General features: G+C 58.1%; 34 protein-coding genes and 1 pseudogene. 3 read left to right on the top strand and 32 right to left on the bottom strand.

Annotated elements, in window-relative coordinates; genetic code table 11:
- Positions 1 to 9 precede the first annotated feature (9 nt).
- On the top strand, positions 10 to 531 hold the full coding sequence (locus ACEPAJ_RS02040; protein ID WP_425913207.1) for a DUF3299 domain-containing protein: 522 nt from the start codon (positions 10 to 12) through the stop codon (positions 529 to 531).
- Positions 532 to 702: 171 nt separating this feature from the next.
- Here ACEPAJ_RS02040 and ACEPAJ_RS02035 read toward each other — a convergent pair whose 3' ends face one another.
- The 6 genes and pseudogenes from ACEPAJ_RS02035 to ACEPAJ_RS02010 all read right to left on the bottom strand — a co-directional run bounded on the left by ACEPAJ_RS02035 (position 703) and on the right by ACEPAJ_RS02010 (position 5574).
- Positions 703 to 1800 (bottom strand): tetratricopeptide repeat protein, encoded by a 1098-nt coding sequence (locus ACEPAJ_RS02035; protein ID WP_425913205.1) that lies wholly within the window; start codon positions 1798 to 1800, stop codon positions 703 to 705.
- A 1-nt stretch (position 1801) separates the two neighbouring features.
- Positions 1802 to 2499, bottom strand: a pseudogene (locus ACEPAJ_RS02030) (energy transducer TonB).
- Positions 2499 to 2909: an ExbD/TolR family protein gene (locus ACEPAJ_RS02025; RefSeq protein ID WP_425913203.1), complete on the bottom strand. Its 411-nt coding sequence runs from the start codon at positions 2907 to 2909 to the stop codon at positions 2499 to 2501. The pseudogene ACEPAJ_RS02030 and the gene ACEPAJ_RS02025 overlap by 1 nt, the downstream one beginning before the upstream one ends.
- 10 nt (positions 2910 to 2919) lie before the next feature.
- Positions 2920 to 3468, bottom strand: a complete 549-nt coding sequence (locus ACEPAJ_RS02020; protein ID WP_425913201.1) for a MotA/TolQ/ExbB proton channel family protein — start codon at positions 3466 to 3468, stop codon at positions 2920 to 2922.
- Positions 3461 to 4807 carry a MotA/TolQ/ExbB proton channel family protein gene (locus tag ACEPAJ_RS02015; protein WP_425913199.1) on the bottom strand — a complete coding sequence of 449 codons (1347 nt, stop codon included), beginning with the start codon at positions 4805 to 4807 and terminating at the stop codon, positions 3461 to 3463. Before ACEPAJ_RS02015 ends, ACEPAJ_RS02020 begins: the two co-directional genes overlap by 8 nt.
- Positions 4804 to 5574, bottom strand: coding sequence for a DUF3450 domain-containing protein (locus ACEPAJ_RS02010; protein WP_425913197.1), 771 nt, complete (start codon positions 5572 to 5574; stop codon positions 4804 to 4806). Before ACEPAJ_RS02010 ends, ACEPAJ_RS02015 begins: the two co-directional genes overlap by 4 nt.
- Before the next feature lie 243 nt (positions 5575 to 5817).
- Here ACEPAJ_RS02010 and ACEPAJ_RS02005 point away from each other — a divergent pair, with 243 nt between their 5' ends.
- Positions 5818 to 6504, top strand: coding sequence for an OmpW/AlkL family protein (locus ACEPAJ_RS02005; protein WP_425913196.1), 687 nt, complete (start codon positions 5818 to 5820; stop codon positions 6502 to 6504).
- A gap of 58 nt (positions 6505 to 6562) precedes the next feature.
- On the opposite strand, the gene ACEPAJ_RS02000 is transcribed toward ACEPAJ_RS02005, so the two are convergent.
- Genes ACEPAJ_RS02000 through ACEPAJ_RS01985 form a run of 4 tightly spaced genes read right to left on the bottom strand, consistent with a single transcriptional unit; the run spans position 6563 to position 10298 of the window.
- Complete coding sequence (locus ACEPAJ_RS02000) at positions 6563 to 7498, bottom strand: NAD-dependent epimerase/dehydratase family protein (RefSeq protein WP_425913194.1); 936 nt, start codon at positions 7496 to 7498, stop codon at positions 6563 to 6565.
- Complete coding sequence (locus tag ACEPAJ_RS01995) at positions 7491 to 8375, bottom strand: sugar nucleotide-binding protein (protein ID WP_425913192.1); 885 nt, start codon at positions 8373 to 8375, stop codon at positions 7491 to 7493. The genes ACEPAJ_RS02000 and ACEPAJ_RS01995 overlap by 8 nt, the downstream gene beginning before the upstream one ends.
- 22 nt (positions 8376 to 8397) lie before the next feature.
- Complete coding sequence (locus ACEPAJ_RS01990; protein ID WP_425913190.1) at positions 8398 to 8892, bottom strand: single-stranded DNA-binding protein; 495 nt, start codon at positions 8890 to 8892, stop codon at positions 8398 to 8400.
- A gap of 17 nt (positions 8893 to 8909) precedes the next feature.
- Positions 8910 to 10298, bottom strand: a complete 1389-nt coding sequence (locus tag ACEPAJ_RS01985; RefSeq protein ID WP_425913189.1) for an MFS transporter — start codon at positions 10296 to 10298, stop codon at positions 8910 to 8912.
- 135 nt (positions 10299 to 10433) lie between these two features.
- Between ACEPAJ_RS01985 and uvrA the strand changes: the two genes are divergently transcribed.
- On the top strand, positions 10434 to 13268 hold the full coding sequence (uvrA, locus tag ACEPAJ_RS01980) for an excinuclease ABC subunit UvrA (protein WP_425913187.1): 2835 nt from the start codon (positions 10434 to 10436) through the stop codon (positions 13266 to 13268).
- Positions 13269 to 13325: 57 nt separating this feature from the next.
- Here uvrA and bfr read toward each other — a convergent pair whose 3' ends face one another.
- The 22 genes from bfr to rpsC all read right to left on the bottom strand — a co-directional run bounded on the left by bfr (position 13326) and on the right by rpsC (position 24221).
- Positions 13326 to 13790 carry a bacterioferritin gene (gene bfr / locus ACEPAJ_RS01975; RefSeq protein WP_425913185.1) on the bottom strand — a complete coding sequence of 155 codons (465 nt, stop codon included), beginning with the start codon at positions 13788 to 13790 and terminating at the stop codon, positions 13326 to 13328.
- A 185-nt stretch (positions 13791 to 13975) separates the two neighbouring features.
- Positions 13976 to 14362, bottom strand: a complete 387-nt coding sequence (gene rplQ / locus ACEPAJ_RS01970) for a 50S ribosomal protein L17 (RefSeq protein WP_160347644.1) — start codon at positions 14360 to 14362, stop codon at positions 13976 to 13978.
- Positions 14363 to 14404: 42 nt separating this feature from the next.
- Positions 14405 to 15406 carry a DNA-directed RNA polymerase subunit alpha gene (locus ACEPAJ_RS01965; protein WP_136665573.1) on the bottom strand — a complete coding sequence of 334 codons (1002 nt, stop codon included), beginning with the start codon at positions 15404 to 15406 and terminating at the stop codon, positions 14405 to 14407.
- A 22-nt stretch (positions 15407 to 15428) separates the two neighbouring features.
- Positions 15429 to 16049, bottom strand: a complete 621-nt coding sequence (gene rpsD, locus ACEPAJ_RS01960) for a 30S ribosomal protein S4 (protein ID WP_425913183.1) — start codon at positions 16047 to 16049, stop codon at positions 15429 to 15431.
- A 17-nt stretch (positions 16050 to 16066) separates the two neighbouring features.
- A complete protein-coding gene (gene rpsK, locus ACEPAJ_RS01955) occupies positions 16067 to 16456 on the bottom strand; it encodes a 30S ribosomal protein S11 (protein ID WP_013789773.1) in 390 nt (129 codons plus the stop codon).
- A gap of 30 nt (positions 16457 to 16486) precedes the next feature.
- Positions 16487 to 16843, bottom strand: coding sequence for a 30S ribosomal protein S13 (gene rpsM, locus ACEPAJ_RS01950; RefSeq protein ID WP_274087711.1), 357 nt, complete (start codon positions 16841 to 16843; stop codon positions 16487 to 16489).
- A gap of 130 nt (positions 16844 to 16973) precedes the next feature.
- Positions 16974 to 17090: a 50S ribosomal protein L36 gene (rpmJ, locus tag ACEPAJ_RS01945; protein WP_014854209.1), complete on the bottom strand. Its 117-nt coding sequence runs from the start codon at positions 17088 to 17090 to the stop codon at positions 16974 to 16976.
- Positions 17091 to 17116: 26 nt separating this feature from the next.
- Complete coding sequence (gene secY, locus ACEPAJ_RS01940; protein WP_090243123.1) at positions 17117 to 18445, bottom strand: preprotein translocase subunit SecY; 1329 nt, start codon at positions 18443 to 18445, stop codon at positions 17117 to 17119.
- Positions 18446 to 18880: a 50S ribosomal protein L15 gene (gene rplO, locus ACEPAJ_RS01935; RefSeq protein ID WP_090243121.1), complete on the bottom strand. Its 435-nt coding sequence runs from the start codon at positions 18878 to 18880 to the stop codon at positions 18446 to 18448. It lies immediately after the preceding gene.
- 3 nt (positions 18881 to 18883) lie between these two features.
- Positions 18884 to 19063, bottom strand: a complete 180-nt coding sequence (gene rpmD / locus ACEPAJ_RS01930) for a 50S ribosomal protein L30 (protein ID WP_090243106.1) — start codon at positions 19061 to 19063, stop codon at positions 18884 to 18886.
- Positions 19064 to 19065: 2 nt separating this feature from the next.
- Entirely contained in the window at positions 19066 to 19566 is a 501-nt protein-coding gene (rpsE, locus tag ACEPAJ_RS01925; protein WP_090243105.1) for a 30S ribosomal protein S5, read from the bottom strand.
- A 3-nt stretch (positions 19567 to 19569) separates the two neighbouring features.
- Positions 19570 to 19920 (bottom strand): 50S ribosomal protein L18, encoded by a 351-nt coding sequence (gene rplR / locus ACEPAJ_RS01920; RefSeq protein ID WP_425913180.1) that lies wholly within the window; start codon positions 19918 to 19920, stop codon positions 19570 to 19572.
- A 10-nt stretch (positions 19921 to 19930) separates the two neighbouring features.
- Positions 19931 to 20464 (bottom strand): 50S ribosomal protein L6, encoded by a 534-nt coding sequence (rplF, locus tag ACEPAJ_RS01915; protein ID WP_425913178.1) that lies wholly within the window; start codon positions 20462 to 20464, stop codon positions 19931 to 19933.
- 13 nt (positions 20465 to 20477) lie between these two features.
- Positions 20478 to 20870, bottom strand: a complete 393-nt coding sequence (gene rpsH / locus ACEPAJ_RS01910; RefSeq protein ID WP_425913176.1) for a 30S ribosomal protein S8 — start codon at positions 20868 to 20870, stop codon at positions 20478 to 20480.
- A gap of 181 nt (positions 20871 to 21051) precedes the next feature.
- Positions 21052 to 21357 (bottom strand): 30S ribosomal protein S14, encoded by a 306-nt coding sequence (gene rpsN / locus ACEPAJ_RS01905; protein WP_090243102.1) that lies wholly within the window; start codon positions 21355 to 21357, stop codon positions 21052 to 21054.
- A 13-nt stretch (positions 21358 to 21370) separates the two neighbouring features.
- Entirely contained in the window at positions 21371 to 21910 is a 540-nt protein-coding gene (gene rplE / locus ACEPAJ_RS01900; protein ID WP_274087709.1) for a 50S ribosomal protein L5, read from the bottom strand.
- 20 nt (positions 21911 to 21930) lie between these two features.
- Positions 21931 to 22245, bottom strand: a complete 315-nt coding sequence (gene rplX / locus ACEPAJ_RS01895) for a 50S ribosomal protein L24 (protein ID WP_090243099.1) — start codon at positions 22243 to 22245, stop codon at positions 21931 to 21933.
- An 11-nt stretch (positions 22246 to 22256) separates the two neighbouring features.
- Entirely contained in the window at positions 22257 to 22625 is a 369-nt protein-coding gene (rplN, locus tag ACEPAJ_RS01890; protein ID WP_014854220.1) for a 50S ribosomal protein L14, read from the bottom strand.
- 23 nt (positions 22626 to 22648) lie between these two features.
- Complete coding sequence (rpsQ, locus tag ACEPAJ_RS01885; protein ID WP_090243097.1) at positions 22649 to 22915, bottom strand: 30S ribosomal protein S17; 267 nt, start codon at positions 22913 to 22915, stop codon at positions 22649 to 22651.
- Between the two features lie 2 nt (positions 22916 to 22917).
- Positions 22918 to 23109: a 50S ribosomal protein L29 gene (gene rpmC / locus ACEPAJ_RS01880; protein WP_002555481.1), complete on the bottom strand. Its 192-nt coding sequence runs from the start codon at positions 23107 to 23109 to the stop codon at positions 22918 to 22920.
- The gene (rplP, locus tag ACEPAJ_RS01875; RefSeq protein WP_042552939.1) at positions 23109 to 23522 is read right to left on the bottom strand and encodes a 50S ribosomal protein L16; all 414 of its coding nucleotides are present in this window, start codon (positions 23520 to 23522) and stop codon (positions 23109 to 23111) included. The genes rpmC and rplP overlap by 1 nt, the downstream gene beginning before the upstream one ends.
- 12 nt (positions 23523 to 23534) lie before the next feature.
- On the bottom strand, positions 23535 to 24221 hold the full coding sequence (rpsC, locus tag ACEPAJ_RS01870; protein ID WP_069519907.1) for a 30S ribosomal protein S3: 687 nt from the start codon (positions 24219 to 24221) through the stop codon (positions 23535 to 23537).
- Positions 24222 to 24228 lie beyond the last annotated feature (7 nt).

Raw genomic sequence — 24228 nt, 5'->3', positions numbered from 1 at the left:
CTTCTTTGCATGCACCGTTCCCTGCTCGCCACTCTGTTGCTCACACTGGCCCTGCCGCTGGCGGCTGCCGAGGTGCGCGAGCTGACCTGGTCGGAAATGGTCCCCGCCGATGCGCCGCCGCAAGTGGTTGAACCGGCACCGATCCATGACCTCTCGCAGCTGGCCGACGCCCTGGCCGAGTCCGGGCCCGCCAGCCAGCAGCAATCGCCGGCCGCCCCAGTGGTGCAGGCGCTGGATGGCCAAGCGGTAAAACTGCCCGGCTATATCGTGCCGCTGGATGTCACCGAGGAAGGCCGAGTAACCGAGTTTCTCTTAGTGCCGTACTTCGGCGCGTGCATCCACGTGCCGCCACCGCCGTCGAATCAGATCGTTCACGTCACCAGTGAGTTGGGCGTGCTGCTCGATGCGCTGTACCAGCCGTTCTGGATTGAAGGCCCGCTAAAAGTCGAGCAGACCAGCAGCGAGCTGGCCGAAGCGGGCTATCAGATGGAGGCGGAAAAGATTTATGCCTATGAGCTGCCGGACAGCTAAGCGTCTGACCCATAGAGTGGGTCAGACGCAGTGCGCCGACCGATCAACCGAACACGATCATGGCGCGGCGCGTAACCCACCCTACGCACCCAGGCTCTACGCGGCGACCAGCCAGAAAAAAGCCAGACCTCGGTCTGGCTTTTTTTATTAGGTGCTACAACCGGCAGTCGATTAGCCGGCGCTGGCCACACGCTTTTCCCGCTCGAAGCTCAACTCACTTTCCGCCCAGTTCCGCCAACTGCGCACTTTGCTGCGCTCGGCGCCAGCTCGCTCGGCCTTGGCCAGGGCATCCAGCCCCGCCTGCCAGCGCGCCTGCTCCATCTCCAACTGGGCCAGATTCATCCAGTGTTTAGCACTGCCCGAACGCTCGGCGAGCTCACGAAAAATCTGCGCAGCCTGACTGCGCTCGCGCGCCTGCCACCAGAGCAGCGCCAGGCGTTCTTCGCGAGCGGCGGTACGCGGCAGCAAGCCTTGATCGAGCATGCCGGCCAGCAGCGTGGCACCTTGCCAGGGTTGCTCGGCGGCGCCGGCCAGCAACACCAGGTTATCCAACTCATTTTCATTGAAGCGCAGCCCCTTCTGGTAGGCCGCGCGCAAGGTCGCCAGGGACTTAGCGTGATTACCGCTGAGCTGCTGCAACGCCGCCAACTGACGCCAGCCCTGGGCATTATTCGGCTGGCGCGCCAGCAGTTGACGCTGCCAACGCTCGGCGGCTGGGTAGCGTTTCACGTCCGCATTTATTGCGACTAAAAACTGCAGCCAGCTGTCGGCCGCCTGCGGATTGGCCTGCACGTAACGCTCGGCCAGGGGCAGCGCCTTAGTCGGCTGGCCTAGCCCCTGATAAGCCTGCACCAGCATCTGCAGCACCTCTTCATTGGCGTTGGCCTGTCCCGGCGCAAGCAGGGTCACCACCTGGGCGTAGCGGCGTTCGACCAGGTTTAGGCGAGCCAGATTGAGCACTTCAGCGGCCTGCAGCTCGGCGTCCAGCTTGGCGCTTTTCAGCACTTTATTGAGCAGTTCGATGGCCTGAGGATTATTGCCTTCGGCCCAGGCCAGGTAACCGCGACTGCGCCACAGCAGCGCTTCCTCCAGACTACCCGACTGGCCGTTGGCAGCCTCCAAAGCACGTCGTGCGGCCGCGTAGTCGCCTTTCTTCTGCGCCGTCTGCGCGGCATCCAGGGCACGAAACACACTTGGGTCGACGTTCTGTCCGGCCGCCTGCGCGACACCCGCACCACACAGCGCGATCAGCAACAGTAAGCGATACATATCAGCGACCTCCTTCCAGTCGGAAGTACAGGGTTTTCACCGCTTCGCGCGGCACCGCTAGGCCACCCTCGGTGCGCGGCGCAAAACGCCAGCGCAGCGCAGCGCGGCGCGCTTCACGCTCGAACACATTCTGCGGACTGGCTTCGAGAACACGCAGGTTCTCCACTGCGCCGGCACGGTTAATGGTGAATGCCAGCTTCACGTAGCCTTCGATGCCGCGCTGCAAGGCATAGCGCGGGTAATTAGGACTGACGTCGTTAAGCGGCATGACTTCACTTTCCGGGCCACCCGGCTGCCCGCCCGCATCGCTGGGGCTGGCGCGCCGGGCGTCGCCACGCTTGGCGCTGCCGCGCCTGCTGCCAGGCCAGTCAAACTCGGCGTCGGCGCGCTGTTCACAGCAATCCCCGCGCTCAGGCTCGGCACTGGCAAATCCAGGGCCGGCAGGTTGGCACTCGGAGTGGCCGTCATCGGCGCCGGGGGTGTTGGCGGCTGCGGCGTTTGTGCCTGCGGGGGCTGCGGCGCCTGTTGCCGGGTGCGCGTCGCCGTATCGCTAGACTTACCGTCCAAACGCACAAAATTGGCCACCGTCAGCGGCTCGTCACTCGGCTTACTCGCCGGCGGCGCGACCATATAAAGCATCAGGCCGAACAGCGCCAACGCCATCACACAGGCGGCGGCAAAAGACAGTGGCAGGCGCATCAACGCGCTCCCGCCGTAGCGGCCAAGGCAACATCCTGCACGCCAGCCAGGCGCGCTTGGTCCATCACCTGCACCACCAGGCCGGTACGTGCATCTTGATCGGCCTGCACCACCACGGCACCGTCTGGCTGATCGACGCGCATACGCTCAACATGGGCGCGCACGCTGCGTACATCGACCACTTTTTTGTCCATCCACACCTGCCCGTCAGCGGTGATGGCGATGAGAATGTTGCCTTTGTCCTGCGGGCTGGCGGTTTGCGCCTGCGGGCGCTGCACGTCGACGCCTGACTCTTTGATAAACGAGCTGGTGACGATAAAGAAGATCAGCATGATAAAAACCACGTCGAGCATCGGCGTCAGGTCGATGCCGGTGTCTTCGTCTTGCTGGTGGTGACGGCGCATTCTCATATGTTGAATCTCAGTCGTGACGCAGCTGGTCAGCCAGCCGCTCTAGAGCCCGGCGCGCATCACGTTCGAGGCGCGCCAAGCTGAACAATCCAGTAATCGCCAGCACCATGCCGGCCATGGTGGGCAGGGTCGCCTGCCAGACGCCCGCCGCCATGCCACGCGGGTTGCCCGTGCCATTGATGGCCAGCACGTCAAACACCGCGACCATGCCGCTGACCGTGCCGAGCAAGCCCAACAGCGGGTACATCGCCACCAGGGTCTTGCTCAGGCGCAGTGGCCCGAGCAAATGCTGCTGCGCCTGCGCCAACCAGGCACTGCGCACCGCGCGTTGCCAGTTGACGGCGTCATCACCGAGCACCTGCTGCCAAGCCTGGCGGCGTTCACGCACCCACTCCGGAAACACCCGGCGCATGTACCAGAAGCGCTCAAACACCAGGGTCCAGAACACCACGCACAGGCCAGCCAGCGCCCACATCACCACGCCGCCGGCGCTCATGAAGTCGAGCAAGGCATGGCCGCTGTCCACCAGGCGCAACCACAGCGCCAGCCAATCAGTCACGACGCGGCGCCCCGGACAGGTGCAGGGCAATCAGCCCGGCGCTTTGCTGTTCCAGCAGCTGAATCAGGCCCTTGCTGCGGCTGGCGAGCAAGGTGTGCAGGAACAGCAGCGGAATCGCCACCACCAGGCCCAGCACCGTGGTCACCAGCGCTTGCGAGATGCCATCGGCCATCAGCCGCGAATCACCGCCACCGCCTTGGGTAATCGCCTGGAACGTGACGATCATTCCGGTCACGGTACCCAACAGGCCGAGCAGCGGTGCCACGGCGCTCAGCAGCTTGAGCAGGCCCTGGCCTTTTTCCAGCGGCGGGGTTTCCTGCAGGATCGCCTCGTCGAGTTTCAGCTCCAGGGTTTCCAGATCCGATAACTGCGGCTTAGGGCCCAGCACGCCGATGATCCGGCCCAGTGGGTTGTCTGCACGTGGCGCGCTGAGGTCATGCATCTGCGCGTTGACGCCACGGCCCACTCGGGTCAGATAAACCATGCGCCAGATCGCCAGCAACAGACCAAACAGACCTAGAGCGAGAATCACCCCGCCGACCAGCCCTCCTTGCTGTACGCGATCCCACAGCCCCGGCTGACGCTGCAACTGCGCCAGCAAGGTGCCACGACTCGGGTCGATCGGCAGGCTGGCCACCGCGTCGCCACTGCCAAGGTAATCCTCAACCTGGCCAAGCCCAGACGGCTGACGCGGCGGCGCCAACAGCTCAGCGGCGTCAGCGTCATAACGCAGGAAGGCATCGTCGCCATAGGCCGAGAACGCGCCCACACGCAGGACGTTTTGCGCCGTGCGCGTGCCGTCGGCGGCCACCACCGGTAACTGCAGCTGCTCGACACGGCCACTGGCGGCCAGATCTTCGAGCAACAGCATCCAGTAGCCATCGAGGTCAGCGGCCGACGGCAATGTGCGACTTTCCGCCAGCGCCTTGAGGCGTGCCAGACGCTCAGGGTATTGGGCATTGAGCAGACTGTCCTGCCATTGCCCGGCCACATCACCGGCACTCTGACGCACCACGCCAAATAGCTCGCCAAGATGACCGACGCGCTGAGTCAGCAGTTTTTCCTGCTCGGCCAGCTGGCTCTCCTGGCGGTCAAACTCGGCTTTCAGCTGTTCGGCTTCGGCTTTCTGTGTGGCCAGGGCACGGCGCGCGCTGGCCAGCAACTGGGCACGCTCGCCGCGCTCAGCAATAAACGCCTGTTCGCGGCTGTGCATGGCAGTGACTTCAGCAGCACGCTCACTGCGAATGCGCTGCAACAATTGATCAGGGCTCAGCGGTTCGGCCGCACCCGCCAGAGCGGGCAAAAGAGCCAAGGTGAAAGCAAGAACGCGACGATTCATGGCTTGGCCTCCAGCGCCAGGGTCTTCACAGGCAGGTCAAGCAAGGCAGGCGCCTGCTCCTGGCGGGCAATGGCTATGGCCTGGCGCAGCGGACGACGGGCACTGCCATCAAGGATTTGCCAGCTGCGCGTTTGCGGGTTCCACCAACCACTTTCATGGCCATCGAGGGTTTGGAAATACAGCATGACCCGGCCCAGGCGGAGGAACTCAACGCTGCGCGAGGCGCCATCGCGTGGCAGCTCACCGCGCCAGGCTTCGAGGGTGCGGCCGTAATCGCTTTCCACTTGGTAGGCCTCAAGAATACGGCGGTATTTCTCGGCCAGGCTGACATCCGCCCGCGGCAGCAGGTCTTGTAACTGCGCCAGGCGATCACTGCGCTCGTCCGGCAAGAACGGCAGATCGGCGGCGATAAACTCCTCCAGCACCTCGACCATACGGCGCATCTGCGGCGTTACCGCCTCCTGAGTGCGCTCAATGCCATCCAACTGCTGCTGATAACCCGCCAATTCTTTGCGCTGCGCCGCCACTAACTCACGCAGCTGGGCGTTATAGCCCTGCAAGGCTTCAGCTTGCTGCAACGCATTGCGGTACTCGGTCAGCATTTCCCGACTGGCGTCATCAAGCTGCTCAACACGCGCCTGCGAGGCCTTGGCTTCGACAGCTAGCTGCTGGCTTTCATCCAAGGCGGCATCCAGAGGTGTCGCCGCAAGTGGCGTACTGGCCAGAACCAGAGCGGCTGCCAGCAGGCGCTTCGGCAGAGGGGTCATGAAGGCATTCCTTGTGAAGAGACTGAACATAAAGAGAAGCATTATCAACTGCGTCTCCATCTTCAAGCAAGCCGCGCTGAAGCCAATCGCACGCTCATCCACAAAGCGTAAGCGACGCACCTGAATAACTGTCGGCAAATTTAGGTAGCTAACTACTTTATTGAGCTGGATCAACAGCTGCTTTTTCTCGCGCCTTAAAATCACACCCAGCGAATACGAACCGACGCTTTATGGGAGCACACCATGCGCACTTCACTCTTTACCGCCTCACTGCTGGCCCTGGCTATTGCCGCCCCACTGGCGCATGCGCACCAGGCTGGCGATATCATCGTGCGTGCCGGCGCGATTACCGTTGACCCGCAGGAAAGCAGCAGCGACATCTGGGTGGGTGCTCTTAACACTGATGTTGCCGGTACCAAAGCAACGCTGGACAGCGATACACAGCTGGGCCTGAACTTCGCTTACATGCTGACCAACAACATCGGCATCGAGCTCTTGGCTGCAACACCCTTCAGCCATAACGTCGGCGTAAAAGGCATGCCCGGCGGCTTTGCAGGTCTTAATGGCAACCTGGGCGAGCTCAAGCACCTACCGCCAACTCTGAGCGTGCTTTATTACCCACTGGACGCCAGCTCGGCCTTCCAGCCCTACTTGGGGGCGGGCATTAACTACACGTGGTTCTTCGACACCGAGTTGAGCAGCGAAGCAGAAACCAAAGGCTTCAGTGGCTTGGATATGAAAGACTCGTGGGGCCTCGCAGCCCAGATCGGCATGGACTATATGCTGACCGACAACATCATGTTTAACGCCCAAGTACGTTACATCGACATTGAAACTACCGGCACCACTTCATATGGTGGCAAGAAGGTCAAAGTCGACGTGGATGTCGACCCACTCGTGTACATGGTCGGCCTGGGCTATAAGTTCTAAGCCTGAGCACCATAAAAAAACCGGCCTTGATGGCCGGTTTTTTTCGTTTAGCGAGGCGTCAAGGCTGAGCCAGCAATCGGCGTAAACCCTCGCCCATCGAAGTAGCTGACGGCAGCTGATAATGCGCCCGCAGCCGCTGGTTATCGGCCCGCGAATGACGAATATCGCCCGCACGCGCCGCCTGGTAACTAACGACCGGCAAGCCACCGCACAGCTCACCAATTTCGGCCAGCAACTGGTTCAAGCTGACCGCCTGGTTCCAGCCGACATTTACCGCCCCCGCCACCACGTGCGGTGCATTCAGCGCCTGCATCAGCAGTATCACCAGATCGGCAACAAAGAAGAAATCACGGGTCTGCTCGCCATCACCAAACACACTAATCGGCAAGCCCTGCTGGGCACGCTGAGTGAAGATACTGATGACGCCCGAGTACGGCGAAGACGGGTCCTGGCGCGGTCCGAAGATATTGAAGAAGCGAAAAATCGCCGGTTCCAAACCATGCTGGCGACGATAGAAATCCAAGTAATGCTCACTGGCCAACTTATCAGCCGCATAGGGCGTCAGCGGGGCCTTAGCCGTACTTTCATCAATTGCATGGCCTTCGCTATTATTGCCATAGACCGCCGCACTGGAGGCGAACAGCACGCGCTTAACGCCATGTAAGCGCATCGCCTCGCAGACGTTCAGGGTGCCGACAAAATTGCTCTGGTGAGTGCTCACCGGGTCGTCCACCGAGGCTTGCACTGAAGCCACCGCCGCTAAGTGCGCCACCGCAGCGCAACCCGCCACCGCGTGGGCCACGATAGCCGCGTCGGCTACATCGCCCTGGATAAACTGCAGCCGGGGATTATCCAGCGGCAGGTTGGCCAACCTGCCCATCGACAGGTTGTCCAGCACGCGTACGCAGCGTCCTTGTGCCAACAAGGCATCAACCAAGTGCGAACCGATAAAGCCGGCGCCACCTGTAATCAAAATAGGTCGGGAATCAGACATGACGATAATAACGATCCAGCAGGCTCGGCAAGCCCGAGCGCCAAGCGCGCGGTTTAATACCGAAGGTGTGCAGAATTTTCTTACACGACAGCACCGCATGTTGCGGCTCTTCAGCGGCATCCGCACGCGCGCTGTGAGCCTGGGGGCTCAGCTCTTCGATTAGATTGCTACGGAAGTTGCGCGCCTCACTAAGCACCGCTTGCCCCAGCGCCAACGATGTCGTCGCCTCATGCCCGCCGTAGTGGTAAGTCCCCCACAAGGGCGTTTGGCAATCCAATTGCTTGAGCACCGCAATAATCACGCGAGCGGCATCGTCAACCGGAGTCGGGTTGCCCCGCCGATCATCCGCCAACAGCAGCGGCGAGTCCTCGGCGGTACGGACCAGAAAGCGCCCAAGCAAACCGTTGGCGCTGTCGTCCAGCAGCCAGCCAAAACGCAACAACACATGGCGCGGACAGATCGCGCGCACGTGCTGCTCGAAACGCCACAGCGCCTGCCCACGCACGCCAAGCGGCTGCGGCTCTTCCTTCTCGCTGTAGGCCGTCGCGCGTACACCATCGAAGACGCGGTAACTGGATGGCTGCAGCAAACGGATCTGGTGATGCTGACACAGCTCGGCAAGGCGCTCGACGGAGCGCTCTTGGGCAGAAAACTGCGCCTCGCTGACGGCTTCGGCCTGGAACCAGTCGAAGTAGTAAGCAAGGTTGATCAGAGCATCGGGCCGGGTGTCATCCAGCAACTGGGTCAAGCTGGCAGGATCCCAACCAGATTCAGGCGGTTTGGGCGCGAGAAAACTAATGTCTTCTTCAGCGCCGAGACGGATTAACGCCTGTCCCAGCGCATTACCGCCACCTAGCAGCATCAGCCGCATACGCATAATTGAGCGCTGACTCAGCTAATCAGAATGGAATATCGTCATCAAAGCTGTCGAAATCCGGCGCAGGCTGAGCCGCCGGTTGCGGTGCCGGACGCGGAGCGGCTTGCTGTGGCGCGCGCTGCGGCGCAGCAGGACGCTGCTGACGCGATGCAGAATCACCACCGGCGTTGTCTGGACGACCGCCCAGCAGCTGCATGGTGCCTTGCATATCCACAACGATTTCAGTGGTGTAACGCTTAATGCCGTCTTTTTCCCACTCGCGGGTTTGCAGCTTGCCTTCGATATAGACTTGCGAACCTTTGCGCAGGTATTCGCCGGCGATCTCCGCGACCTTGCCGAACATCGAAACGCGGTGCCATTCGGTCTTCTCGACCTTCTGCCCGGTTTGCTTATCGGTCCACTGCTCGCTGGTAGCGAGGCTCAGGTTGGTAACCGCGTTACCGTTTGGCAGGTAGCGGGTTTCCGGGTCCTGTCCGCAGGTACCGACCAGAATGACTTTGTTAACCCCACGGGCCATAACGTTCTCCTAAGCTTTCAGCACGTCGCCGGCGCCGGCTCAATGAGGCGCTCGAGGGACGTACGATCCAATTGTTGGGTATCCACTTTGATATAGATGGCCGCTTCATCACGCGCCACTACGGCATCCGCCACTCCGGGCACTGCCTGTAAACGCTCGGCCAGTCCAGCTTCTTGCAACGCTGCCGCTGAAAGCGGCAGGCGCAGGCTGGTTACATACGGCGGTTCGCGCATAGTAACAGCAAAGGCTAGCCAAAAAAGAGCCAGTAAGGCACAGCCCGCAAACACGCCCGACAGACTGTAGTGCTGATACAGCCAGCCACCAAGGATGCCGCCGATAGCTGCGCCGAGGAACTGGCTGGTGGAATACACGCCCATCGCCGTACCTTTGCCGCCGGCCGGCGCGACCTTGCTGATCAGCGACGGCAACGAAGCTTCCAGCAGGTTGAATGCCGTGAAGAACACCACAGTGCCCAGCACCAAAGCACGCAGACTCGTACCGAACCACCAGAAAAACAGTTCACACAGCAGCAGCACGCTCACCGCACCCAGCAGAACGTGCTTCATGCGACGCTTTTTTTCGCCATAGATAATAAACGGCACCATGCCGAAGAAGCCCACTAGCAAGGCAGTCAGATAGACCCACCAGTGCTCTTCCTTGGCTAACCCGCCCTGCTCAACCAACGCCAACGGCAACGCGATAAAGCTGGCCATCAAGATTGCATGCAGCACCAGAATGCCGAAGTCCAGGCGCAGCAGGTCCGCATTTTTAAGGGTCGGCACTAACGCCCGCTTTCTCACCCCGGACTCGCGATGCTGCAACGGCCCAGCGGAAGACGGTACGAGCCCCGCGACAATAACAATACCCAGCAGCGCCATGGCTGCGGTGGCAAGAAACAACCCCGACAGGCCAAAGGCGCGGGTTAGCAGCGGCCCCACCACCATCGCCACGGCAAAGGACAGGCCGATACTCATGCCAATCATCGCCATGGCCTTAGTCCTGTGCTGCTCGCGGGTAAGGTCGGAAAGCAACGCCATCACCGCCGCTGAAATCGCGCCAGCCCCCTGCAGCACGCGCCCGGCAATCACCCCATAGATCGAATCGGCATTGGCCGCCAGCAGGCTGCCGGCGGCAAAGATCACCAGCCCTGCATAAATCACCGGACGGCGACCAATGCGGTCACTGAGCATGCCAAAAGGAATCTGCAAAAACGCCTGAGTCAGCCCATACGCACCGATTGCCAGGCCGATTAGTGCCGGCGTACTGCCCTGCAATTCCATGCCATAGGTCGCCAGCACGGGCAACACCATAAACATACCGAGCATGCGGAACGCGAACACCAGCGCCAGGCCACCGGCCGCACGGGTTTCGCTGCCGCTCATACGCTCGCTGTGCGGATCATGCATGGGAAAGACCCTGAATAAAGAGGCGGCGATTCTACCAGCACTCAATCAATGCGGCACAGCAGTGACGCTTTGCCGCGCTCGCCTTTGGCCCCGTATACTCGGTGGTTTTCCGCCCGCCATGCGAGGCCGCTGTTTGTGGACAAGATTCTGATCCGGGGTGCCCGCACCCATAACCTGAAGAATATCGACCTGACCCTGCCGCGCGACAAGCTGATCGTGATTACCGGTCTGTCCGGCTCCGGCAAGTCATCACTGGCTTTTGACACCCTCTACGCCGAGGGCCAGCGCCGCTATGTCGAATCACTCTCGGCCTACGCCCGGCAATTTTTGTCGATGATGGAAAAGCCCGACGTAGACACCATCGAAGGCCTGTCGCCGGCGATCTCCATCGAGCAGAAATCCACGTCGCACAACCCGCGCTCCACCGTCGGCACCATCACCGAAATCTACGACTACCTGCGCCTGCTCTACGCCCGCGCCGGCATTCCGCGCTGCCCGGATCACGACCTGCCGCTGGAAGCACAAACCGTCAGCCAGATGGTTGATCAGGTGCTAGCCCTGCCCGAAGGCAGCAAGCTAATGCTGCTGGCGCCGATTATTCGCGAGCGTAAAGGCGAGCACTTGGCGGTTTTCGATGAACTGCGCGCGCAGGGTTTCGTACGCGTGCGAGTCAACGGCAAGATTTATGAGCTGGACGAGCTGCCGAAACTCGACAAGCAAAAGAAGCACAGCATTGATGCGGTGGTTGACCGCTTCAAAGCCCGCGGCGACCTACAGCAGCGCCTTGCCGAGTCGTTCGAGACGGCACTGAAGCTAGCCGACGGCCTGGCGCTCATCGCCCCGATGGAAGGTGAGAGCGGTGAAGAAATCATTTTCTCTGCGCGCTTCGCCTGCCCGACCTGTGGCCACTCAATCAGTGAGCTTGAACCCAAGCTGTTCTCGTTCAACAATCCGGCTGGCGCCTGCCCGACATGTGACGGCTTGGGCGTTAAGCAATTCTTCGACATCAAACGCCTGGTGAACGGCGAGATGACCCTGGCCGAGGGTGCAATCCGCGGCTGGGACCGACGTAACGTCTATTACTTCCAAATGCTCGGCTCACTCGCTGCACATTACGGGTTCAGCCTGGAAGTGCCGTTTGATGAGCTAAGCGCCGAACACCAGAAGTGCATCCTGTTCGGCAGCGGCGCGCAGAACGTCGACTTCAAGTACCTCAACGACCGTGGCGATATCGTCAAACGCTCGCACCCGTTCGAAGGCATCGTGCCGAACCTGGAGCGGCGCTACCGCGAAACCGAATCCACCAGCGTGCGCGAGGAGCTGGCTAAGTTCCTCAGCACCCAAGCCTGCCAGGACTGCCGCGGTACACGCCTACGCCGTGAAGCGCGGCACGTGTGGGTCGGCGAGAAAACCTTGCCCGCCGTGAGCGGCATGCCGATTGGTGATGCCACCGAGTACTTCGGCAGCCTGGCCCTGCCTGGTCGGCGCGGAGAAATTGCCGAAAAAATCCTCAAGGAAATTCGCGAGCGCCTGCAGTTTCTGGTCAACGTCGGCCTCGATTACCTGACCCTGGACCGCAGCGCCGATACCCTGTCCGGCGGCGAAGCGCAACGCATTCGCCTGGCGAGCCAGATCGGCGCCGGCCTGGTAGGCGTCATGTACATCCTCGACGAACCCTCTATTGGCCTGCATCAGCGCGACAATGAGCGCCTGCTCGGCACACTGCGCCACCTACGTGACATCGGCAACACGGTGATCGTGGTAGAGCACGACGAAGACGCCATCCGCATGGCCGATTACGTGGTCGATATTGGCCCAGGCGCTGGCGTGCACGGCGGCCAGATCGTCGCCCAGGGCACAGCCGCTGAAGTCATGGCCCACCCGGACTCGCTGACCGGCAAGTACCTCTCGGGCCGCGTAAAAATTGCCGTACCAGCCAAACGCACGCCGCGAGACAACACCCTTTCGCTGAAGATTAAGGGCGCGCGCGGCAACAACCTGCGCAATGTCGACCTGGAGATCCCGATTGGCTTGCTGACCTGCGTGACAGGTGTATCCGGCTCGGGCAAATCGACACTGATCAACAACACCCTGTATCCGCTGAGTGCCACTGCGCTCAACGGTGCCACTACCCTGGAAGCCGCCGCCCACGACAGCATCGTTGGCTTGCAGCATTTAGATAAAGTGGTCGACATCGACCAAAGCCCGATCGGCCGCACGCCACGCTCCAACCCGGCGACCTATACCGGCCTGTTCACCCCGATCCGCGAACTGTTCGCGGGCGTGCCGGAATCCCGCTCGCGCGGTTACGGCCCGGGGCGTTTCAGCTTCAACGTCAAGGGCGGCCGCTGCGAGGCCTGCCAGGGCGACGGCTTGATCAAGGTCGAGATGCACTTCCTGCCGGACATTTATGTGCCTTGCGATGTGTGCAAGAGCAAACGCTACAACCGCGAAACCTTGGAAGTGAAGTACAAGGGTAAAAGCATCACCGAAGTGCTCGACATGACCATTGAAGAAGCGCGACTGTTCTTCGATGCCGTGCCGGCGCTGGCGCGCAAGCTGCAAACCCTGATGGATGTTGGCTTGTCCTACATCAAGCTAGGGCAGAGCGCGACCACCCTCTCGGGCGGCGAAGCGCAGCGAGTCAAACTGAGTCGCGAGCTAAGCAAGCGTGACACCGGCAAGACGCTGTACATCCTTGATGAGCCAACCACAGGCCTGCACTTCGCCGACATTCAGCAACTGCTCGACGTGTTGCACCGCCTGCGCGATCACGGCAACACCGTGGTGGTGATCGAACACAATCTGGACGTAATCAAGACGGCCGACTGGCTGGTGGACCTCGGTCCAGAAGGGGGCTCTAAGGGCGGCCAGATTATCGCGGTCGGTACCCCGGAAGAAGTCGCCGAGATGCCGCAGTCGCACACCGGCTACTTCCTCAAGCCGCTACTGGAGCGTGATCGCGATTAAGCCCGCCCCAAGAAAAAGCCCCGCATATGCGGGGCTTTTTCTTGGGCCATTGAACGCTTACATCTGCGCCTGCAGATAGTTCTCCAAACCGATTCGGCCGATCAAGCCAAGCTGAACTTCCAGCCAATAAGCGTGATCTTCTTCGGTGTCCTTAAGTTGCACCAGCAGGATGTCGCGGGTCTGGTAATCCTGATGCTGCTCGCACAGCGCGATACCTTTGCTCAGCGCCGCACGCACGTGATATTCCAACGCGAGATCAAGCTTGAGCATCTCCGGCACGCTCTGGCCGAAGCAGAAGCTGTCAGGAACCATATCCGGCGTACCTTCAAGAAATAGAATGCGCTTGAGGATGGCATCAGCGTGCTGAGTCTCCTCTTCCATTTCATGGTTAATACGTTCGTACAGCTTGTTGAAACCCCAGTCTTCATACAGACGCGAATGCACGAAATATTGATCACGTGCCGCCAGCTCGCCTTTAAGCAGCATTTTCAGGTAATCGATGACTTCTACATGGCCTTTCACGGGGCATATCCTTAAACGAGCGGTACAGGCGCTAATGCTGGCCGCACGCAACGCATGGGTCAAGCACAAAGCTAGAAACTAGGCACCCACTGATGCTTCGCGGGGCTCAGCACAGCAGATGGGCGACGCTTATTTCACCCATAAAAAAACCGGGCCAAGGCCCGGTTTTTTATACAACCTACAACTTACTCAGCGTCTACAGCTGCACCAGCGACCGGACGGTCAACCAGCTCAACATAAGCCATTGGAGCATTGTCGCCAGCGCGGAAACCGCACTTGAGAATACGCAGGTAACCGCCCTGACGGGTGGCATAGCGCTTGCCCAGGTCGTTGAACAACTTACCAACGATAGCTTTCGAACGTGTACGGTCGAAGGCCAGACGACGATTGGCAACGCTGTCTTCTTTAGCCAGAGTAATCAGCGGCTCGGCAACGCGACGCAGCTCTTTGGCTTTCGGCAGAGTAGTTTTGATCAGCTCATGCTCGAACAACGATACCGCCATGTTCTGGAACATGGCCTTGCGGTGTGCGCTGGTGCGGCTGAGGTGACGGCCACTTTTACGATGACGCATGGTTCAATTCCTTACCAAACTCACGTTCGGTGATGATGACGATCAGGCAGTCGCCTTATCGTCTTTCTTCAGACTTGCCGGCGGCCAGTTGTCGAGGCGCATACCGAGGGAAAGACCGCGAGAAGCCAGAACATCCTTGATTTCAGTCAGGGATTTCTTGCCCAAGTTCGGCGTTTTCAACAGTTCCACTTCGGTGCGCTGAATCAGATCACCGATGTAGTAAATGTTTTCTGCCTTGAGGCAGTTCGCCGAACGAACAGTCAATTCCAAGTCATCAACCGGACGCAGAAGGATCGGATCGATCTCGTCTTCCTGCTCGATAACCACAGGCTCGCTGTCACCTTTGAGGTCGACGAACGCAGCCAACTGCTGTTGCAGAATGGTTGCGGCACGACGAATAGCCTCTTCAGGATCCAGAGTACCGTTGGTCTCCAGGTCGATAACCAGCTTGTCCAAGTTAGTACGCTGCTCAACACGAGCGTTTTCCACCACGTACGACACACGGCGTACCGGGCTGAACGAAGCATCCAGCTGCAAGCGACCAATGCTGCGGCTTTCATCTTCATCGCTCTGACGAGCGTCAGCCGGCTCATAGCCGCGACCACGAGCTATGGTGAGCTTCATGTTCAGCGCGCCAGTGGAAGCCATATTGGCGATTACGTGGTCGCCATTGACGATTTCGACATCGTGATCCAGCTGAATATCGGCAGCGGTAACTACGCCCGAGCCCTTCTTCGCCAGAGTCAGTGTCACTTCGTCACGACCGTGCAGTTTGACAGCCAGACCTTTCAGGTTGAGCAGGATTTCAATGACATCTTCCTGAACACCTTCGATGGCGCTGTACTCATGAAGTACACCGTCAATCTCGGCCTCAACTACTGCACAGCCAGGCATAGAGGACAACAAGATGCGTCGCAGCGCGTTGCCCAGGGTGTGGCCAAAGCCACGCTCGAGAGGCTCGAGAGTGATCTTGGCGCGGGTCGGACTGACCACCTGCACATCAATGTGACGGGGGGTCAGGAACTCATTTACCGAAATCTGCATGGATGCACCTATTTTCTAGCCCTTACTTGGAGTAGAGCTCGACAATCAGGCTTTCGTTGATGTCGGCGGAGAGATCACTGCGAGCCGGAACGTTTTTGAACACGCCAGACTTCTTCTCAGTGTCTACATCTACCCATTCAACGCGGCCACGCTGAGCACACAGCTCGAGAGCTTGAACAATGCGCAGCTGATTCTTCGCCTTCTCGCGAACTGCAACGACGTCGCCAGCTTTAACCTGGTAGGACGGAACGTTTACAGTATTGCCGTTTACGCTGATCGACTTGTGCGATACCAGCTGACGGGATTCAGCGCGAGTGGAGCCGTAGCCCATGCGATAAACCACGTTATCCAGACGGCACTCGAGCAGTTGCAGCAGGTTCTCACCAGTAGCGCCTTTTTTGCCGGCAGCTGCTTTGTAATAACCGCTGAATTGACGCTCAAGCACACCGTAGATACGACGAACTTTTTGCTTTTCACGCAGCTGAGTACCGTAGTCGGACTGACGACCACGGCGCTGACCGTGAATACCTGGGGCTGCTTCGATGTTGCACTTCGATTCCAGAGCGCGTACACCGCTTTTCAGGAAAAGATCTGTGCCTTCACGACGAGACAGTTTGCATTTGGGACCAATGTAACGAGCCATTTCTCACTGTCTCCTGATTACACGCGACGCTTCTTCGAAGGACGGCACCCGTTGTGCGGGATAGGCGTCACATCGGTGATGCTGGCGATCTTATAACCACAGCCGTTCAAAGCACGGACAGCGGACTCACGACCCGGACCGGGACCCTTGACGTTAACGTCGAGGTTCTTCAGGCCGTATTCCAGCGCAGCTTGACCAGCACGTTCTGCAGCCACCTGGGCGGCGAACGGGGTGCTTTTACGCGAGCCGCGGAAACCCGAACCACCAGAGGTAGCCCAGGACAGAGCATTGCCCTGACGGTCAGTAATGGTCACGATTGTGTTGTTGAACGAAGCGTGGATGTGGGCGATGCCATCAACCACTGTCTTTTTGACTTTCTTACGAGTACGAGCAGCAGGTTTTGCCATGACTAAATTCCTGTCGATGCGCGAATGCGATTACTTGCGGATCGGCTTACGCGGGCCCTTACGGGTACGCGCGTTGGTCTTGGTACGCTGACCGCGAACCGGCAGACCGCGACGATGACGCAGACCACGGAAGCAACCCAGGTCCATCAAACGCTTGATTTTCATGTTCACTTCACGACGCAGGTCGCCTTCGGTATTCACCTTGGCTACTTCGCCACGCAGCTGCTCGATCTGCTCATCAGAGAGATCTTTGATTTTTGCAGCCGGATTAACGCCGGCGGCAGCACAGACTTTCTGTGCAGTTGTGCGACCAACACCATAGATGTAGGTCAACGAGATAACAGTGTGCTTGTTATCCGGAATGTTAACGCCTGCAATACGGGCCATTCAGTGGAACTCCAATTGACAGCTACCTACGCCCCGGAAGCCAAGAAATAGGGCGCGAGATATTAACGCTGTAAAAACAAATAATCAACCCGGCAGCGCACTAGCTGCCGGGCTTATCACTTCTTCACAATCAGCCTTGGCGCTGCTTGTGACGCGGCTCCGCGCTGCAAATGACGCGAACAACACCTTCGCGACGAACAATCTTGCAGTTACGGCACAGCTTTTTCACCGATGCACGAACTTTCATCACCAACTCCTCGAACCTTATGGACTTCAGCGCAGCATGCCGCTGCCGTAGCCCTTCAGGTTGGCTTTCTTCATCAGGGATTCGTACTGGTGCGAAACGAGGTGCGATTGTACTTGCGACATGAAGTCCATCACAACCACTACCACGATCAGCAACGAAGTCCCGCCAAGATAGAACGGTACGTTGGCAGCTACCACCAAGAACTGGGGCAACAAGCATACGGCCGTCATGTACAGAGCACCGAACATGGTCAAACGCGTCAACACGCCATCGATATAGCGCGCCGACTGCTCGCCTGGACGGATACCGGGAATAAAGGCACCGGACTTCTTCAGGTTCTCCGCTACGTCTTTCGGGTTGAACATCAACGCTGTATAGAAGAAGCAGAAAAATACGATCCCTGCACTAAACAGCAAAATGTTCAACGGCTGACCAGGAGCGATAGCCTGTGAAATATCCTGCAGCCAGCCCATACCCTCAGACTGACCAAACCAGGCACCCAGCGAAGCCGGGAATAACAGAAGGCTGCTGGCGAAAATAGCCGGGATAACCCCCGCCATATTCACCTTCAACGGCAAGTGGCTGGTCTGCGCAGCGAAGACCTTACGGCCCTGCTGACGCTTGGCGTAATGCACCGCAATGCGACGCTGACCACGCTCAATGAACACCACGAAACCGATAATCGCTACTGCCAGCAAACCGATGGCGATCAAGGCAAAGATATTGATATCACCCTGACGGGCAGACTCGAAAGACTGCCCAATCGCCGACGGCAGACCGGCCACGATGCCTGCAAAGATCAGCATCGAAATACCGTTGCCAACACCACGCTCGGTGATTTGCTCGCCCAGCCACATCATAAACATCGCACCCGCCACAAACGTGGTGACTGCAACGAAGTGGAAGCCGAAATCGACCGTAAACGCTACGCCCTGACTGGCCAAGCCGACGGACATGCCGACTGCTTGGACAATAGCCAGGACGAGGGTGCCGTAGCGGGTGTACTGGCTAATCTTACGACGGCCAGCCTCACCTTCCTTCTTCAACTGCTCCAGCTGCGGGCTAACAGCGGTCATGAGCTGCATGATGATCGACGCCGAAATATACGGCATGATCCCCAGTGCAAAAATACTCATACGCTCCAGCGCGCCGCCGGAAAACATGTTGAACAAGCTAAGAATGGTCCCCTCATTCTGTCGAAACAGGTCCGCCAGCCGATCAGGGTTGATACCGGGAACCGGGATGTGTGCACCTATCCGATAGACGATAATCGCCATTAACAGAAAGCGCAGACGAGCCCAGAGCTCGGATAACCCGCCATTGCTGAGCGCTGAGAGAGCACCTTGCTTAGCCATTTATTCCTCGAACTTACCGCCAGCTGCTTCGATAGCCGCACGCGCACCTTTGGTGACGGCGATACCTTTAAGGGTGACTGCCTGAGTAACTTCACCGGACAGCATGACTTTCACACGCTGTACGTTTTGGTTAATCAGGTTGGCATCCTTCAGCGACTGCAGAGTAACAATGCCGCCTTCGATTTTATTCAGCTCGGAGGTACGCACTTGCGCACGATCCATAGCCTTCAAAGAAACGAAACCGAACTTTGGCAGACGGCGGTGCAGAGGCTGCTGGCCGCCTTCGAAACCCGGAGCAATGGTGCCACCGGAGCGGGAGGTTTGACCTTTGTGGCCACGGCCACCAGTCTTACCCAAACCGCTACCGATACCACGGCCCGGACGGTGCTTCTCGCGACGGGAACCCGGCGCAGGACTCAAATCGTTCAGGTACATGTATTAACCCTCGACGCGGAGCATGTAGTAAGCCTTGTTGATCATCCCGCGATTCTCGGGAGTATCAAGCACTTCTACGGTGTGACCAATGCGACGCAGACCCAAACCCTTAACGCAGAGCTTATGGTTAGGAATACGGCCGGTCATGCTTTTGATCAGCGTAACTTTTACGGTAGTAGCCATGATTAGAGAATCTCCTCGACGCTCTTGCCACGCTTGGCCGCAATAGAACCTGGCGACTGCATCGCTTTCAAACCTTTGAAAGTGGCGTAAACCACGTTCACTTGGTTAGTCGAGCCGTAGCACTTAGCCAGAACGTTCTGCACACCAGCAACTTCCAAAACGGCACGCATAGCGCCACCAGCGATAATGCCGGTACCTTCAGAAGCAGGCTGCATGTAAACCTTGGAGGCGCCATGGTTAGACTTGATGGCGTACTGCAGGGTTGTACCGTTCAGATCTACTTGAATCATGTTGCGACGAGCAGCTTCCATCGCTTTCTGGATAGCAGCTGGCACTTCACGGGACTTACCACGGCCGAAACCAACGCGACCCTTACCATCACCAACCACGGTCAACGCGGTGAATGTGAAGATACGGCCACCCTTAACGGTTTTGGCAACGCGGTTAACCTGTACCAGCTTCTCGATGTAGCCTTCGTCGCGCTTTTGGTCGTTATTTGACATAACTTAGAACTCCAGCCCGCCTTCACGAGCAGCATCAGCCAGCGCCTGGACGCGGCCGTGGTACTTGAAGCCAGAACGGTCGAATGCAACCTGAGTTACACCAGCGGCTTTCGCACGCTCGGCAATCAGCCCACCAACTTTCTTGGCCGCGTCGACGTTGCCAGTGGCGCCGTCACGCAGTGCTTTGTCCAAGGTAGAGGCGCTGGCCAGAACCTTGCTGCCGTCGGCCGAAATGACCTGGGCATAAATGTGCTGCGAAGAGCGATACACGCAGAGCCGCACGGCTTCTAGCTCGTGCATTTTCAGGCGTGCCTTGCGAGCGCGACGCAGTCGAGTAACTTTTTTGTCGGTCATTTGCTATGCCCTACTTCTTCTTGGCTTCTTTACGGCGGACGACTTCGTCAGCGTAACGAACACCTTTGCCCTTATAAGGTTCAGGACGACGGAAGTCACGAATCTCCGCAGCGACCTGACCAACCACTTGCTTGTCCGTACCCTTGATCAGGATCTCGGTCTGGTTGGGAGTCTCAGCCACGATGCCTTCCGGCAATTCGTACTCAATCGGGTGGGAATAGCCCAGAGAGAGGCTCAACACCTGACCTTTGGCTTGCGCCTTGTAACCAACACCGACCAATTGAAGCTTGCGCTCAAAGCCAGCATTGACGCCGATCACCATATTGTTGACCAGAGCACGAGTAGTGCCGGCCATGGCGCGAGTCTGCTGATCACCATTGCGAGCAGCGAAACGCAACTCACCGGCTTCATGCAGGACTTCAACGGACGAGTGAACATTCAGTTCGAGAGTGCCCTTGGCACCCTTTACCGAAAGCTGTTGGCCGGCGAGTTTGACCTCAACACCAGCGGGCAGCGTAACGGGGTTCTTAGCAACGCGAGACATGCTTATTCCCCCCTTAGAACACTGTGCAAAGCACTTCGCCGCCGACACCGGCAGCGCGCGCAGCGCGGTCCGTCATCACACCTTTATTGGTGGAGACGATGGAAACCCCAAGACCGCCACGAACTTTCGGCAGATCATCGGAGGATTTATATTGGCGAAGGCCTGGACGGCTTACGCGCTTAACTTCTTCGATGACTGGACGGCCTTCGAAGTACTTCAGCTCGATGGACAGCTGCGGCTTAACTTCGCCGCTGATCTGATAACCCGCAATATAACCTTCGTCTTTCAAAACTTTGGCTACAGCTATCTTCAACGTGGAAGACGGCATGCTTACGACGGACTTTTCAGCCATCTGGGCATTACGGATACGAGTTAGCATGTCCGCTAACGGGTCCTGCATACTCATGGGCTAGACGCTCCTGATACAAAAAGAATTAGCCTTGCGGCTACAGTCGCTGAGAACTCTTGAAAAAATCAAGCCAGGCTCAGGCGAGCCGAGCATTCTAGAGACTGATCAAAAATGAATCAAGCCCCAAAGGGGCTTGATTCACAGATAAGACAAAGCCGGCACTAGGCCGGCTTTGCTTTTACCAGCTGGCTTTAACCAGACCTGGTACATCACCACGCATTGCAGCTTCACGCAGCTTGATACGCGACAGACCGAACTTGCGATAAACGCCGTGCGGACGACCGGTAATGCGGCAGCGGTTACGCAGGCGCGAAGCACTCGCGTCACGCGGTTGCTTCTGCAGCGCTACCTGAGCTTCCCAACGCGCTTCTGGACTGGCGTTCAGATCGGCGATGGTAGCTTTCAGCTCAGCACGCTTCTTAGCGTACTTTGCTACCGTTTGCTGACGCTTCAGCTCACGGTTTTTCATGCTGGTTTTGGCCATGATCCAACTCCAATCAGTTGCGGAACGGGAATTTGAAAGCACGCAACAGGGCGCGACCTTCATCATCCGAACGAGCGGTGGTGGTCAGGGTAATGTCCAAACCACGCAGAGCGTCGATCTTGTCGTAGTCAATTTCCGGGAAAATGATCTGCTCTTTAACGCCCATGCTGTAGTTGCCACGGCCATCGAAGGACTTGGCATTCAGGCCGCGGAAGTCACGCACGCGCGGCAGGGAGATGGACAGCAGACGATCCAGGAACTCATACATCTTTTCACGACGCAGAGTAACTTTGACGCCAATCGGCCAGCCCTCACGAACCTTGAAGCCTGCAATCGACTTACGGGCATAAGTCACAACGACTTTCTGACCGGTAATCTTTTCCAGGTCGGCTACAGCGTGCTCGATGATTTTCTTGTCACCGATTGCTTCGCCCAGGCCCATGTTAAGGGTGATCTTGGTGATGCGCGGAACTTCCATCACGTTCGCGAGCTTAAGTTCTTCCTTAAGCTTCGGCGCGATTTCTTTCCGGTAAATCTCTTTTAGTCGTGCCATGGTCTTCTACCTAGCAGTGTTCAAGCATCAACCGCTTTTTGGGTCGACTTGAAGACACGAATTTTCTTACCGTCTTCAATTTTGAAACCAACGCGGTCAGCCTTGCTGGTTTCGCCATTGAAGATGGCAACGTTAGAAGCGTGCAGAGGCGCTTCTTTCTCGATGATACCGCCCTGAACGCCCGACATCGGGTTCGGCTTGGTATGGCGCTTCACCAGGTTGATCCCACCAACGACCAAACGGTCGTCAGCGAGAACCTTCAGCACCTTGCCACGCTTACCTTTGTCTTTACCGGCGATCACGATGATCTCGTCGTCACGACGAATCTTTTGCATGTCGGATCTCCTTAGAGCACTTCAGGGGCGAGCGAGACGATCTTCATGAACTTCTCATTACGAAGCTCACGAGTCACTGGCCCAAAAATACGAGTGCCGATTGGCTCTTGCTTGTTGTTCAGCAGAACAGCAGCGTTGCCATCGAAGCGAATGATCGAGCCATCAGGGCGACGAACGCCATGACGTGTGCGGACTACGACAGCAGTCATCACTTGGCCTTTCTTCACTTTACCGCGCGGAATTGCTTCCTTAACGGTCACCTTGATGATATCGCCGATGCCAGCATAACGACGGTGGGAACCGCCAAGCACCTTGATACACATAACGCGACGAGCACCGCTGTTGTCAGCGACGTCGAGCATGGATTGAGTCTGAATCATATAATTTCTCCGACCCTTAGCCCTTAGACTTCCACTGCGCGTTCGAGGATCTCAACCAGCGCCCAAGACTTAGTCTTGGCTACGGGACGCGTTTCACGAATGGAAACTTTGTCGCCGATCTTGCTCTGATTGGTTTCGTCGTGTGCGTGCAGCTTGGTCGAACGCTTGACATATTTGCCGTAGATCGGGTGCTTAACGCGACGCTCGATCAATACGGTGATGGTCTTGTCCATCTTGTCGCTGACGACACGGCCGGTCAGCGTACGGACTGTTTTTTCGGCTTCAGCCATGATCACTTACCTGCCTGCTGGTTGAGCACAGTTTTCACACGAGCGATGTCGCGCTTAACTTGCGAGAGCAGGTGAGACTGCCCCAACTGGCCAGTTGCTTTCTGCATACGCAGATTGAACTGGTCGCGCAGCAGGCCGAGCAGTTGCTCGTTCAGCTGCTGTGCTGATTTTTCACGAAGTTCATTCGCCTTCATCACATCACCGTCCGCTTAACAAAAGTGGTGGCGAGCGGCAGCTTTGCAGCAGCCAGGGCAAAAGCCTCACGCGCCAACTCTTCGGAAACGCCTTCGATCTCATACAGGACTTTACCTGGCTGGATCTGGGCTACCCAATATTCAACGCTACCCTTACCTTTACCCATCCGCACTTCGAGAGGCTTCTTGGTAACCGGCTTGTCCGGGAAAACGCGAATCCAGATTTTCCCGCCACGCTTAACGTGACGAGTCAGAGCACGACGAGCGGACTCAATCTGACGGGCGGTGAGACGACCGCGGGCAACAGACTTCAGCGCGAACTCGCCGAAGCTGACTTTGCTACCGCGCTGAGCCAGACCACGGTTGTGGCCTGTCATCTGCTTGCGGAACTTCGTACGCTTTGGTTGCAACATTTGGCGTACCCCTTACTTAGCAGCTTTTTTACGAGGCGCAGGTGCTTGTGGTTTCAGTTCTTCTTTAAGGCCACCAATTACTTCGCCTTTGAAGATCCAAACCTTGACACCGATCACACCATAAGTGGTGTGCGCTTCGTACGTGGCATAGTCGATATCAGCACGCAGGGTGTGCAACGGCACACGACCTTCGCGATACCATTCGGTACGTGCAATTTCAGCACCGCCGAGACGACCGCTCACTTGGATTTTGATGCCCTTGGCACCAATACGCATGGCGTTTTGTACAGCGCGCTTCATAGCGCGACGGAACATCACGCGACGCTCCAGCTGCTGAGCTACGCTCTGCGCAACCAGCATACCGTCGAGCTCCGGCTTACGGATCTCTTCGATATTGATGTGCACAGGCACACCCATTTGCTTGGTCAGGTCCTGACGCAGTTTCTCAACATCTTCACCTTTCTTACCGATAACGATACCGGGACGAGCAGTGTGGATGGTGATACGTGCAGTTTGAGCCGGGCGAGCAATGTCGATACGGCTTACGGACGCGCTTTTTAGTTTGTCTTGGAGATACTCACGCACCTTCAGATCAGCGAACAAATAGTCCGCATAAGTCCGACCGCTGGCGTACCAGACGGAGGTGTGCTCCTTGACGATTCCCAGGCGAATGCCAATGGGATGTACTTTCTGACCCATCTGATCG

It is taken from the genome of Pseudomonas sp. GWSMS-1 (genome assembly GCF_049847425.1).
GTDB lineage: Bacteria > Pseudomonadota > Gammaproteobacteria > Pseudomonadales > Pseudomonadaceae > Aquipseudomonas.
The sequence above is the reverse complement of the archived record's forward strand: the minus strand, read 5'-3'. Positions and strand labels throughout refer to the sequence as shown.